The sequence below is a fragment of the Desulfurellaceae bacterium genome (assembly GCA_021296095.1).
In the GTDB taxonomy this organism is placed as follows: Bacteria; Desulfobacterota; Binatia; order Bin18; family Bin18; genus JAAXHF01.
This window is the reverse complement of sequence record JAGWBB010000006.1, coordinates 2,730-14,577: the sequence shown is the minus strand read 5'-3', so window position 1 is coordinate 14,577 and position 11,848 is coordinate 2,730. Positions and strand designations below refer to the sequence as shown.

Sequence of the window (11,848 nt, the reverse complement as noted above, 5' to 3'; positions counted from 1 at the left end):
ATGGCTACCCTCAAAGCGATTCGTCGGCGTATTGCTTCGGTCCGCAACATTCAGCAGATTACCAACGCCATGCGGATGGTCTCCGCAGCCCGGCTGCGGCGAGCCCAGGAGGCGGCCGAGGCGGCTCGACCGTATGCGGAAAAACTCGAAGCCGTACTGCACAACCTGGCCGACCAGAGCCAGACTCTGGCCCATCCGCTTCTCACAAAACGTGAGGAGCGCAAAATTGACCTGATGCTGTATACCTCCGACCGCGGCCTCTGCGGGAGCTTCAACTCGTCTCTGATCCGCGAGGCCGAGGCCTTCGTCAACACCCATCCGGCCCAGGAGGTGACGATCTCGTGTGTCGGGCGACGCGGCTTCGACTATTTTCGGCGTCGCCAGACGCCGATGGCCGAAGAACACATCAACCTCGGCGGCAAATACACCTCGGCCCTGGCCCACGACATCGGGCTGCGGATGACCGAGCGCTTCCTCAGCGGCGAGTCGGACGGCTTCTACATTCTGTACGCCCGCTTCCGCTCGGCCCTGGTCCAGGTTCCGACCCTCGATCAGGTCCTGCCGATCGTCCCTCAGGAGCAGGACGACGCTGACGCAGCGTCGCTCGACTATCTGTATGAGCCGACCGCCCAGGGGCTGCTGAGCCGTCTGCTGACCCGCTATGTCGATATGCTGTTGTACCGGGCCATGCTGGAATCGGTCGCCAGCGAACACGGGGCGCGGATGACGGCGATGGAAAACGCCACCAATAATGCGGTCGAGATGATTGATACGCTGACCCTGGATATGAACCGAGCACGCCAGGCGGATATCACCCGCGAGTTGCTGGAAATTGTGGCAACCGGCGAATCCTTGAAATGAGGGATATGACATGAATGAGGGAAAGATTACCCAGGTGATGGGCGCGGTGGTTGACGTTGAGTTTGAGAACAGCGACCTGCCGCCGATCTACAACGCGCTCCAGGTCACCAATCCAACCATCAGCGACAAAGAATGGAATCTCATCCTCGAAGTTGCCCAGCACCTCGGAGAAAACACCGTGCGCTGCGTTGCCATGGATAGCGCCGAGGGCCTGGTACGGGGTATTCCGGTCCGCGATACCGGCGACGTGATTACCGTCCCGGTCGGCGAAAAGACCCTGGGCCGCATTCTGAATGTGGTTGGCGAGCCGGTTGACCAGGGCGAATCCCTGGAAGGTATCCACCGCTCACCCATCCATCGTCCGGCCCCGTCTTTCACCGACCAGGCGACCGAGGTCGAAATCCTGGAAACCGGCATCAAGGTCGTTGACCTGCTCGCCCCCTATCCGCGCGGCGGCAAGATCGGCCTGTTCGGCGGCGCAGGAGTTGGCAAGACCGTTATTCTGATGGAGCTGATCAACAATGTCGCCAAACAGCACGGCGGTTATTCGGTCTTCGGCGGTGTCGGCGAACGTACCCGCGAAGGCAATGACCTGTGGCTGGAAATGCAGGAGTCGGGCGTGCTCGACAAGACCAGCCTGGTCTACGGCCAGATGAACGAACCGCCCGGCGCCCGCGCCCGGGTCGGACTGTCGGCGCTGACCATTGCCGAGTATTTCCGGGATGAAGAAAACCGGGACGTGCTGCTGTTCATCGACAATATCTTCCGCTTTGTCCAGGCCAACTCGGAAGTGTCAACCCTGCTCGGACGTATTCCGTCGGCGGTCGGCTATCAGCCCACCTTATCGACCGACATGGGTGATCTGCAGGAGCGTATCACCTCGACCAAGAACGGGTCGATCACCTCGGTCCAGGCCATTTACGTGCCGGCCGATGACCTGACTGACCCCGCCCCAGCCACCACCTTCTCCCATCTGGATGCCACCACGGTGTTGTCACGCCAGATTGCCGAGCTGGGCATCTACCCGGCGGTCGATCCCCTCGACTCAACCTCGCGGATGCTCGATCCGAACATCCTCGGCGGGGAGCACTATCAGGTGGCGCGGGATGTTCAGGAAATTTTGCAGCGCTACAAAGACCTGCAAGATATCATCGCCATTCTGGGCATCGACGAGCTATCCGAAGAGGACAAGATCGTCGTCGCCCGGGCGCGCAAGATCCAGCGTTTTCTGTCCCAGCCGTTCAGCGTGGCCGAGCAGTTCACCGGTACGCCGGGTGAGTATGTTCAGCTCACGGAGACCATCAGGAGCTTCAAAGAGCTGGTCGACGGGCAGCATGACGATCTGCCCGAACAGGCCTTCTATATGGTCGGGACGATTGAGGATGCGCAGAAAAAGGCCGAGGCGCTGTCTGCGGAGTAACGGTTATGGCAGAAACCCTGCGTCTGTTGCTGGTCACCCCCGAACGCACCCTGCTCGACGAAGAGGTCGATGAGGTCAGGGCGCCCGGTACGGTCGGGGAATTCGGCGTCCTGCCCAACCATATTACCTTCCTGTCCTCCCTGCAGGCCGGTCGCCTGGAATATATGCGGGGCAATCAGCCCACCCGTTTGGCGCTCAGCGGCGGTTTTGCCGAGGTAGTGGACAACGTCATGACCGTTCTGGCCGATAGCGCAGAATTGGCCGACGAGATTGACCTTGAGGCTGCCCGCACGGCCCTGAGCCAAGCCGAAGAGCAACTGAAAACACTGGGTGAGACTGACCCGGACTATGCCGAAACCTCCCAGACCCGCCGGTGGGCGCAGGCGCGGGTTGACGTGGCTGGGGGGCAGTAGGTAGCTTCAACTAGGCTTTTTTCCTCTTGAAGCCTTCTCAGGTGAACCTGGGAAGGCTTTTTTCATTGTGTGGCGAAGAGCGAGCGTACTCTCTCAGCTTTCTTCAGCCTCGTTGCAATATATGCACAATATACATATATTGAGGTCGTGAAAGTTGTCTTCGATCCCAAGAAAAACGCTACGAATATTCGTCAACATGGTGTTTCTCTCGCAGATGGGGATGGTGTCTTGAACGACCCCTTGGCCTTGACGATTGAGGATGATGTGGCAGAAGGAGAACAGCGTTTTGTTTCGATGGGTGCAAACTTCTTTGGGACATTGATGGTTGTTGTCTACACCTACCGGAACGACGAAGTCCGCTTGATTTCGGTTCGGAAGGCTGAGCCAAAAGAAAGACGAGTATATGAAAAAGGAATATGACTTTTCAAAAGGGAAGCGCGGGACTGTCGTTCCTTTGACCGGCAAGACGCGAATCACCATCTATCTTGATGAGACGATTGTCCAACATTTCAAGGCTCAGTCCGAAAAGACAGGGAAGGGCTACCAAACGCTCATCAATGAGGCTCTGCACGCCCATCTAGGACGGACCGAGCACCCTTTGACGCCGGATCTCATTCGTCAGATCGTGCGGGAAGAACTCTCCGCCCATCAGTGAGGGCGGTCGTCATGTTGTCGTGTGACGAGATAAGAAAATTCCAGCCACGTCTGTGACCGATCATCATCCAGATGAGATCACTGAGCAGCGCAAGGTACGGCTCGTGGCTGGGGCGATTATCTTCAACCCTATCGTGCGCTACTTCCGCTGCGAGGTTGAGCCGCACGTACCGGATGCCTGGATTGATAGAGATAAAATCCGTGCCGCTTACAAAATCAACTTCAATCGACACTTCTACAAGCACACTCCTCAGCACTCGTTAGCGAAAATAGACGCCAATCTCAAGCAAATGGAAGGAAACTTGTCCGTCTGCTGAGGGAGATGACAGAATAATTTGGCGGGAAAATGTCACTGAAGGAAGTTTTACGCCTCTGTATGGTTATGTGCTTCTCTTACAGAAGGTAAATCTGAAGTTTATGTCAAGTTTTTCGGCTCTAATGTGCCGTATCCAACTTTTTCACAAGCAAATACTCGAGATTCCGTAGTCATAATAGGGAGGAAAGGTTCATATGAGAGGTAAATTGGACGAAAGAGACGTATTTTGTGTCTGATACAACCTGTTTTGTCGATAATATCATAGTAAAACAACGTTTTCATATTGTTTTTATACTCTGAATCTCGATAAAGGCACGTATGAAGCAGCAGTTCCGGGACTCAATCGAGACAATGCTTATAAAAAGAAGGTTTTTGTCCCCTCTTTTGAATGTATCGGCGTCCTGCCTACCGGGCGGCGCGTCCAGAACGTCCCTGAGGGTTGTCCTAAGGGAACGCTGCGCGTGTCCGGCAGGTGGACTGTACCGATACCGATGCGGCTCCATTGCAGATTGAGAATTTCGGCTTAGAACTTCTCCTTGAACGGCCGTACTTCCAGCTCGGTGGTCCAGGCGCTGGCATCCTGGTGGGCCAGATGCCAGTAGGTCTCGGCAATGGCCTCGGGTTTCAGCATGTCCTCCGCCGTGAACCCGGAGATGTCCCGACCGGGGATGTCGATCACCCCGTCAACATTGATCCAGGCGACGTGAATCCCTTTGGGCCCCAGGTCGCGCGCCATGGATTGCACCAGCCCGCGCAGGGCAAACTTGGCCGGACCAAAGGCGACCGACCGAGCGCCGGCCTTGACACCTGCGGTCGCACCGGTGAACAGCATGCTGCCGCGGCCTTTGGCAATCATGTCCGGCGCCACTTCCTTGGCACTCAGAAACGCCCCATAGGCATTCACCCGCCAAGTGGTCTCGTACTGTTCCGGCGTGACATCGGTGATTGTGCCCCACGAGCCGTTGCCGGCGTTGTAGAGCAAGACTTCGGGTGGGCCGAGCTGTTCCCGAATCGTCTTGAACACGGTCTCAACCTGAGCCTGGTCGCCGATATCGGCCGGAACCTCTAAGACCTGGCCACCGCTGGCCCGGATGTCGGTGGCCAGCGAGCTGAGATACGCTGCCCGGCGCGCGTTAATGGCAACCGCGTAGGTCTGGGCAAAGCGGCGGGCCAGGGCGGCGCCTAAGCCCGGTCCAACGCCGAGCACGGCGGCAACCGGAAGGGATGGTGAGTCTGCCATAATGGTGTCCTCCTGTTGATGTGCGATCTTCCCCCCGTTCTAGAGCGGAAAACGGGCTGTATGACAATGGGGGGTGGGCTGGAGAACGTTGCGCGCCCTCCGAATCGTGCTAGAAAGAAGCCCGTATGAGACAACTGAGCGACTGGCTGCCCACCACCCGCAAAGAGGTCGAGCTGCGGGGCTGGGACGCGCTTGATGTCATTCTTATCTCGGGCGATGCGTATGTGGACCATCCGGCTTTTGGTCATGCGGTGGTGGGTCGGCTTCTCGAATCGGCCGGCCTCAGGGTCGCGATTGTTCCCCAGCCCAACTGGCGCGACGATCTGCGCGACTTCACAAAGCTGGGCCCGCCGCGCCTCTTTTTCGGCATCTCGTCCGGCTGCATGGATCCCATGGTCAACCACTACACCGCAGCCAAGCGCCGCCGCTCGACCGACGCATATACGCCCGGCGGACAGGCCGGTTTTCGCCCCGACTACGCCGCCAGCGTGTATTGCCGCATTCTGAAACAGTTCTACCCCGACGTACCGGTCGTGCTTGGTGGTATTGAGGGCTCGTTGCGGCGGGTGACCCACTACGATTATTGGTCCGATCAACTCAAGCCCTCGATTCTGGTTGACAGCGGCGCCGACCTGCTGGTGTATGGCATGGGCGAACAGTCTCTCCGGGCTCTGGTCCGTCTGCTGGCTAAAGGCGTGCCCTTTTCGTCCTTAAAGACTATCCCGCAGACGGCGTTTTTGCAGACCGGATCTCACGCCCTGCCCAAGAATAAAAACTGGCAGACCCTGCGCTTGGCCTCGCACGAAGCGTGTCTGGCCGACAAGAAAACCTTCGCCCGGAACTTCAAACACATCGAGCAGGAGTCCAACAAGCAGTTTGCCAGGCGTCTCGTTCAGCAGGTCGGGGACCAGACCGTGGTCATTAATCCGCCGTTTCAGACCATGAGCGAGGCCGAGATTGACGGCGCGTTCGATCTGCCCTACACCCGTCTGCCCCATCCCAAATACATTAAACGCGGTCCGATACCAGCCTTTGAAACGGTGAAATTCTCGGTCACCCTGCACCGCGGCTGTTTTGGCGGGTGCAGCTTTTGCACCATCTCGGCCCATCAGGGCAAGATGATTGCCAGCCGCTCCAAAGCCTCGATCATGAAGGAAGTCGAGCAGGTCACCCACATGCCGGGTTTCAAGGGCTATATCAGTGACCTGGGCGGCCCCTCGGCCAATATGTACAAAATGAAGGGCAAGGATCAGTCCATCTGCGACAACTGTGTCAGCCCGTCGTGTATTCATCCCAGCGTCTGTTACAACCTCGAGACCGATCACGCGCCTTTGATCGACATCTACAAAAGCGCGGCCGCCCATCCCGAAGTCAAGAAAGCCTTTGTGGCCAGCGGCGTGCGTTACGATCTGCTGGTGGCGAAAAACGGGCAAGAGGAAAAAGACAAGCATTACGAGGAATACACCCGTCAGCTGGTGACCCAGCACGTCTCCGGTCGGCTCAAGGTGGCGCCCGAGCATACCTCGGATGCGGTGCTCAAGGTCATGCGCAAACCGTCGTTTCGGCTGTTCAAGGAGTTTCAGCAGAAATTTGAGCAGTGGTGCCACAAGGCCGGCTTGGCCCAGCAGCTGATTCCGTATTTTATCTCCAGCCACCCCGGCTCAGGCCTGGAAGACATGGCTGAGTTGGCCTGTCAGACCAAGGAATTGGGTTTTCAGCTCGAACAGGTGCAAGACTTCACGCCCACCCCGATGACGGTTGCCACGGTCATGTATTATTCGGGCTACCACCCGTATAGCCTGGAGCCGGTCAGCACCCCCCGCACGGCCCAGGCCAAGAGAGACCAGAACCGCTTTTTCTTCTGGTATAAAAAAGAGAATCGGGCCTGGATTCGCCGCACCCTTGAGCGCCTCCACAAACCCGCCCTGGCCGCCGTCCTGCTGGGAAAACCCCCGGCCAGAAGAAAGTGATCTTATATTTTGCCGTGCTTTTTGAGGTCATTGAGCAGGGCTTCGTAGCTGATTTTGGGCTCCTTGGCTCTTTCTGCGAAGGTGGCGAGGTCTTCCTGGTCCTCACGCATCAGGAGACGCACGGCTTTATCAACGATGGCAGAGATTGAAAGGTCTGATGTAGCAGCCTTCAATTTTGAGGCTTGATGAATGGACGGTTCAAAGTAGACAGTTGAGCGTTTTGATAATTTGCTTATAGCCGCCTCCGTGTATATGACTGACACCATCATGACGTTGTCATGTCGTGGTGTCGATTTCGGCAACTACCCTAAAATGTGCACTTGCTGCGGGAGCTTGGCCGCCAGTTCCTGCACTATGGCGAATCGTTACGATCCTCGCTTTCCCGAAAAGCCTTGTATGGGAGTGTACGGCTTCGGAACCCCTTCGTCCCGGCATCTTCTTGAGAAAGGTCCTGCTCCGTACACATCCTGCCTTTGACCTTGAAATAGCCGAGCGCCCGACTTCTCCGCCCAGGCGGCTGTCTTGTGTTGCCAAGCCGCGCACTTTTGGCCATGATCTGGAGATCGTGACAGGAGAGCAGCTCCCATGAGTACGTGCATTGAGTGTGTCGCCCCTGAAAGCCTGGGCCTGAGTTCTTCCCGCCTGGGGCGGATTGCCGTCTACCTCAAAGACTATGTCGAGAGCGGCAAGCTGCCCGGCTATCTGGTAGTCGTCGCCCGACGCGGCCAGCCGGTCTATCTCGACCGGTATGGGTGGCGGGATGTTGAAGCCCGGGTTCCAGTCGAAGACGATACCATTTTTCGTATCTACTCAATGACCAAACCCATCACCAGCGTCGCCCTCATGAGCCTGTACGAGCGGGGCGTCTTTCAGCTCGATACCCCGGTCTCGGCCTTCATCCCGGCCTTTAAGCACCTCGAAGTGTTCGAGTCCGGCGACCGCGATGACTACCGCAGCGTTCCGGCCGAGCGTAAGATGCGCATCAGCGATCTGCTGACCCACACCTCCGGCCTGACCTACGGTTTCATGAACCTCCATCCCGTTGACGCCATGTACCGGGCGCGTGGGGTGGAAGGCTCCCGCTCCAGCGGAACCTTGCACGACATGGTCGAAACGCTGGGCGAGCTGCCGCTGCTGTTCTCGCCGGGCACGCGCTGGAGCTACAGCGTGGCGACCGATGTCCTGGGCTACCTGGTGGAGGTCCTGTCCGGTATGAGCCTGGACGCCTACTTGGCCGAACACATTTTCGCCCCGCTGGGCATGACCGACACGGGGTTTTTCGTGCCCGAGGATAAAGTCTCCCGCTTCGGCGCCAACTATGAATACGACGCAGGCGGGCTGCGGCTGGCCGACAGCCCGCCGGACAGTCCGTACTGCCGCAAACCCAGCTTTCTGTCGGGTGGCGGCGGGCTGGTGTCCAGCGCTGCCGACTATCTGCGCTTCATGCGCATGTTGCGAAATAAAGGCGAGTTGAACGGCGAGCGTATTCTGGGTCGCAAGACGGTCGAATTCATGACCATCAATCACCTGCCCGGCAATACCGATCTGGCCGGCATCGGTCAGAAGGTGTTCAGCGAAATGCCGTTTGACGGAATCGGCTTTGGGCTCGGTTTTTCGGTTGTGCTCGATCCGGCCAAGAGTGGCATTGTCGGCTCGCCCGGGGAATATGCCTGGGGCGGGGCGGCGAGCACGGCGTTTTGGATCGATCCGGTCGAAGATATGAGCGTCCTCTTCCTGACCCAGCTGATGCCTTCGTCCTCCTACCCGATTCGTCGTGACCTGCGTGTGCTGAGCTATCAGGCGCTGGTGGATTAAAAGAAGACACACCATGGACAAGGAGTTCGATAGTCTGTTTGACAAAGGCAATCGTGATAACAGAAGAGAGCAAAAGGACATCACGATTGCCCTTGAAGACGAGGGTGACGGCGATGAGGAGGCCGAAGAACGGCGTCGGGTCGCGTTGCTGGCCGAGCTGGAGCGCTTGGGCGCATTGACGTGTATGAGCTGTGGGCGCGTCTTATGCAGCCACGCCTACGTCATCTGTGTGGCGTCCGGATTCAAAACCACCCCGCGCTGTGTCGCCTGTATTGCCGCCGGCTATGAGCGGCCGGTGCCGGAGTTCCTGGCCGACGCCGTGCGCTACATTCGGCGTCACCCGTGCTACTGGAGCGGCTGGCGGTGGGCCAACCGACACGAGGGCCAGGCCCGGAACCTGGAGCGGCCCGCCTGTCTCTGGTCCGACGGCAGTCCGCCCGAGACGGCGCTTGGACCAGAGGAGGCTGAGCCTCAGCCTGAAACCGAGCTGAAACCCGACGCGGTGTGGGATGCCGGGGACATGAGCTGTGGCGACCTGGTCTTGGAGCTTCGGCTGCGGATGAAGCGACTCCAGGCCGACCAGCTGCTGGCCTTGACCGCCCGCGACCCCGGCGCGCCCCAGGATATCCCGGCCTGGTGTCGTTTGACCCGCCACAGCCTGGTCGCAGCCGCGCATCCCTACTATTGGATCCGGCGCCGAAGGCAATCGTGATGTCCTTTTGCTCTCTGTTGTTATTACGATTGCCTTTGCCGGGCGGACTGACTTGAAAACGCTTGAAAAAGAGCAAAAAAGTTGAGGTCAATGCTCCCATATATCTCAATGGAGCATCTCATGCCTGGAAATCTACACGTCCGAAATCTCGATGACGACCTCATCATTCGTCTGAAACGGCGCGCTGCACGACACGGGCGGTCGGTTGAGGCTGAGCACCGGGAGATTTTGCGTCAGGCTCTTTTCAGCGAGCTTGAACCGACATTTGGAGAACTCGCGGCACAACTTCGCCAGCTGACCCAGGGGCGCGCACACACGCCCGCAGAAGAGTTGATGCGTGAGGGGCGCGACGAATGGTGAATCACTTGACCCCCTTAGGGACGTGGCACGTCGGGCGAGGCCGAGGGCGGGCCGTACACAAAGCGGGGCCGGAACCTGTTCAGGATCGCCGGCAGCACCGTCATTGAGACGAGCAAACACGCCCCCATGTTCAGCGACAGCATGGCGCCGAGGTAGAAGTTGGGGCGGAAGCTCGAAGTCAGAAAGACCAGGAAGCCGCCGATGACGACCACCGCATTAAAAAAGATGGCTTTGCCCGAGGTGGCCATGGTCGCGGCCGTAATGTCTACCGGGTCGGTCAGGCCGTCCCGGACTTTGACCCGATACTTGTTGAGAAAGTGAATCGTGTAGTCAATGCCGATGCCAATGACCATGGACGCGGTCAGCGATTTGCCGACCTCCAGCGGGATGTTGAGCAGCCCCAGCAGACCGAAGCTGAACACCATGACCAGGCTGATCGGAATGACGTTGATCAGGCCCGCGACCCACGAGCGGAACATCAGGGTAGTCAGCACAAAGACCGCGCCCAGTGAGGTGACCAGACTCGCCAGCTGGCCGGACACAACCAGCTCGTTCATGCGGTTCAGCATATAGCCGTTGCCGGCAATGCCGATCCGAAAACCGCTGTCGGTTTCCCAGCCCAGGACGGTGGGCTGAATGCCGGCCAGCCAGCGGCCAAAGCGGATCATCGGTGCGTCGTGGGCGGCCGCGTCGGTGTCTCCATTATGGCCAAATTCCTGGATGGCAAAGTCTCGGATCGTCCCCACCACCCGCTCGACATCCCGGGTTGTATCGGACCGCAGATAGACCGTGACATTGGCGTGCCGGTAGTCATAGTCGACGATCTCATCAAAGTCGTCGGGGTCGCCGGAGAACGAGTACAGCAGCAGATACTGGGCCACCAGGTCACGTGAGCTGGGGACGACTTCCATCTCGGGCCGGTCCTCGTTCATGACCCGGTTCATGCGTTTGATGTATTCGGCCAGCGACAGCGAGCCGCCAACCTGGGGGTCTTGCTCGACCGTGGCCTGGAGGCGGTCGAGTTGAGCCAGCAGCTGTGGGTCTTTGAGGCGGTCCGGTTGCTGGCCCTCAATCGCCACATAGATGGGCACGGTACCCTGAAATTTGTCGCGCAAGATGGTGTCGCCGACGCGCAATTCGTGGTGCGCGTCAAACATGCGGATGACAGACGCTGCGCTGGGCGCCGAACAGGCACAGCCCGACGACGAGCGCGGTCGGGACCCACACCGCTGCCGGACGACGGGCCACGCCTCGCCCCAGGCGTGACAGCAGGCTGGCCGCCCAGCCGGTGGCGGTCAGGTCGCCGCTGCGGAGCATCTGCTGGCGCAAGCCGCGGCTGACGGTCGGCGGCAGCAGACTCAGCAGGGCCGGCAGCAGGGTCAGCGAGAAGACCATCCGACCCCGGTAAAGACGCCAAAATAACGCACCGGGACCATGGCCGCAGTCAGAAAGGATAGGAAGCCGGCGGCGGTGGTCAAGGAGGTCAGAATGACGGGTTGCCACATCTCGCGCATGGCGGCGATTACGGCTTCGGACGAGGACGTGTCCGGGTGTTCCAACAGTTCGTCGTAATAGCGGCTCAGAATATGAATGCCGTCGGCGACTCCGACCGCCATCAGCACGACCGGCATCATTGAGGTGACGAAGAACATCGGGAAGCCGGTGGCGGCCATGATGCCCAGGGTCCAGATCACCGCCGCCACGACAACAGCCAGGGGCAGCAGGACGCCGCGCAGGCTGCGATAGGTGCAGTACAGGGTGGTGACAATCACCACCAGAATCAGGGGCAGGAAGGTCTGCAAGTCGCGCTGACCCTCTCGTTCAAAGTTGACCTCAAGCGCGCCGCGACCGGCCACGTGGAAGGATTCAGGCACACCGGCCGCTTTTTTTTCCTGAACCATGTCACGGATTGTGGTATACACCGCTATGCGTTGGGCCGAGCTTTCCTGCGTGCCTTCCCCTGGCTCCATCTTGGCCATAATCAGCAGCCCGGTGCCGTCCTGGGACACGACCCAATTGACGAACATGCTGTTGGCGAACAGGCTGCGTTTGAGACTGTCCAGGGCGCTTGGCGTGTCGGGCACGGC

General features: G+C 59.0%; 14 protein-coding genes. 9 read left to right on the top strand and 5 right to left on the bottom strand.

All coding sequences use genetic code 11. The annotated features are described in order from the left end of the window. The 6 genes from atpG to J4F42_02375 all read left to right on the top strand — a co-directional run bounded on the left by atpG (window position 1) and on the right by J4F42_02375 (window position 3,665). On the top strand, window positions 1-861 hold the full coding sequence (atpG, locus tag J4F42_02400; GenBank protein MCE2484338.1) for an ATP synthase F1 subunit gamma: 861 nt from the start codon (window positions 1-3) through the stop codon (window positions 859-861). A 10-nt stretch (window positions 862-871) separates the two neighbouring features. Continuing rightward, window positions 872-2,281, top strand: coding sequence for a F0F1 ATP synthase subunit beta (atpD, locus tag J4F42_02395; protein MCE2484337.1), 1,410 nt, complete (start codon window positions 872-874; stop codon window positions 2,279-2,281). A gap of 5 nt (window positions 2,282-2,286) precedes the next feature. Then, window positions 2,287-2,694 carry a F0F1 ATP synthase subunit epsilon gene (locus J4F42_02390; protein MCE2484336.1) on the top strand — a complete coding sequence of 136 codons (408 nt, stop codon included), beginning with the start codon at window positions 2,287-2,289 and terminating at the stop codon, window positions 2,692-2,694. A gap of 69 nt (window positions 2,695-2,763) precedes the next feature. Continuing rightward, entirely contained in the window at window positions 2,764-3,114 is a 351-nt protein-coding gene (locus J4F42_02385) for a BrnT family toxin (GenBank protein ID MCE2484335.1), read from the top strand. Beyond that, complete coding sequence (locus J4F42_02380) at window positions 3,098-3,349, top strand: BrnA antitoxin family protein (GenBank protein MCE2484334.1); 252 nt, start codon at window positions 3,098-3,100, stop codon at window positions 3,347-3,349. The genes J4F42_02385 and J4F42_02380 overlap by 17 nt, the downstream gene beginning before the upstream one ends. A 52-nt stretch (window positions 3,350-3,401) precedes the next feature. Further along, window positions 3,402-3,665, top strand: a complete 264-nt coding sequence (locus J4F42_02375; protein MCE2484333.1) for a hypothetical protein — start codon at window positions 3,402-3,404, stop codon at window positions 3,663-3,665. A 522-nt stretch (window positions 3,666-4,187) separates the two neighbouring features. On the opposite strand, the gene J4F42_02370 is transcribed toward J4F42_02375, so the two are convergent. Further along, entirely contained in the window at window positions 4,188-4,904 is a 717-nt protein-coding gene (locus tag J4F42_02370) for an SDR family NAD(P)-dependent oxidoreductase (protein MCE2484332.1), read from the bottom strand. A gap of 125 nt (window positions 4,905-5,029) precedes the next feature. Here J4F42_02370 and J4F42_02365 point away from each other — a divergent pair, with 125 nt between their 5' ends. Beyond that, a complete protein-coding gene (locus J4F42_02365) occupies window positions 5,030-6,874 on the top strand; it encodes a YgiQ family radical SAM protein (protein MCE2484331.1) in 1,845 nt (614 codons plus the stop codon). Window positions 6,875-6,876: 2 nt separating this feature from the next. Here the strand turns inward: J4F42_02365 and J4F42_02360 are convergent, their stop codons facing one another. Beyond that, on the bottom strand, window positions 6,877-7,143 hold the full coding sequence (locus J4F42_02360) for a hypothetical protein (GenBank protein ID MCE2484330.1): 267 nt from the start codon (window positions 7,141-7,143) through the stop codon (window positions 6,877-6,879). A 316-nt stretch (window positions 7,144-7,459) separates the two neighbouring features. Between J4F42_02360 and J4F42_02355 the strand changes: the two genes are divergently transcribed. Both J4F42_02355 and J4F42_02350 read left to right on the top strand, forming a co-directional pair. Further along, a complete protein-coding gene (locus tag J4F42_02355; GenBank protein ID MCE2484329.1) occupies window positions 7,460-8,689 on the top strand; it encodes a beta-lactamase family protein in 1,230 nt (409 codons plus the stop codon). 13 nt (window positions 8,690-8,702) lie between these two features. Continuing rightward, entirely contained in the window at window positions 8,703-9,401 is a 699-nt protein-coding gene (locus J4F42_02350; GenBank protein ID MCE2484328.1) for a sulfurtransferase TusA family protein, read from the top strand. 374 nt (window positions 9,402-9,775) lie between these two features. Here the strand turns inward: J4F42_02350 and J4F42_02345 are convergent, their stop codons facing one another. From J4F42_02345 to J4F42_02335, 3 genes are all read right to left on the bottom strand, one after another. Further along, the gene (locus J4F42_02345) at window positions 9,776-10,918 is read right to left on the bottom strand and encodes an MMPL family transporter (GenBank protein ID MCE2484327.1); all 1,143 of its coding nucleotides are present in this window, start codon (window positions 10,916-10,918) and stop codon (window positions 9,776-9,778) included. Continuing rightward, window positions 10,911-11,156, bottom strand: coding sequence for a hypothetical protein (locus J4F42_02340; protein MCE2484326.1), 246 nt, complete (start codon window positions 11,154-11,156; stop codon window positions 10,911-10,913). The genes J4F42_02345 and J4F42_02340 overlap by 8 nt, the downstream gene beginning before the upstream one ends. Next, window positions 11,141-11,848, bottom strand: a 708-nt coding sequence (locus J4F42_02335) for an MMPL family transporter (GenBank protein MCE2484325.1), incomplete at its 5' end; no start/stop codon positions are given. The genes J4F42_02335 and J4F42_02340, both read right to left, overlap by 16 nt.

What these genes read in the sequence shown, in the direction of transcription:
- atpG (MCE2484338.1), top strand. Translation starts at nt 1, where the DNA reads ATGGCTACCCTCAAAGCGATTCGTCGGCGTATTGCTTCGGTCCGCAAC.
- atpD (MCE2484337.1), top strand. Translation starts at nt 872, where the DNA reads ATGAATGAGGGAAAGATTACCCAGGTGATGGGCGCGGTGGTTGACGTT.
- J4F42_02390 (MCE2484336.1), top strand. Translation starts at nt 2,287, where the DNA reads ATGGCAGAAACCCTGCGTCTGTTGCTGGTCACCCCCGAACGCACCCTG.
- J4F42_02380 (MCE2484334.1), top strand. Translation starts at nt 3,098, where the DNA reads ATGAAAAAGGAATATGACTTTTCAAAAGGGAAGCGCGGGACTGTCGTT.
- J4F42_02370 (MCE2484332.1), bottom strand. Translation starts at nt 4,904, where the DNA reads ATGGCAGACTCACCATCCCTTCCGGTTGCCGCCGTGCTCGGCGTTGGA.
- J4F42_02365 (MCE2484331.1), top strand. Translation starts at nt 5,030, where the DNA reads ATGAGACAACTGAGCGACTGGCTGCCCACCACCCGCAAAGAGGTCGAG.
- J4F42_02360 (MCE2484330.1), bottom strand. Translation starts at nt 7,143, where the DNA reads ATGATGGTGTCAGTCATATACACGGAGGCGGCTATAAGCAAATTATCA.
- J4F42_02355 (MCE2484329.1), top strand. Translation starts at nt 7,460, where the DNA reads ATGAGTACGTGCATTGAGTGTGTCGCCCCTGAAAGCCTGGGCCTGAGT.
- J4F42_02350 (MCE2484328.1), top strand. Translation starts at nt 8,703, where the DNA reads ATGGACAAGGAGTTCGATAGTCTGTTTGACAAAGGCAATCGTGATAAC.
- J4F42_02345 (MCE2484327.1), bottom strand. Translation starts at nt 10,918, where the DNA reads ATGTTTGACGCGCACCACGAATTGCGCGTCGGCGACACCATCTTGCGC.
- J4F42_02340 (MCE2484326.1), bottom strand. Translation starts at nt 11,156, where the DNA reads ATGGTCTTCTCGCTGACCCTGCTGCCGGCCCTGCTGAGTCTGCTGCCG.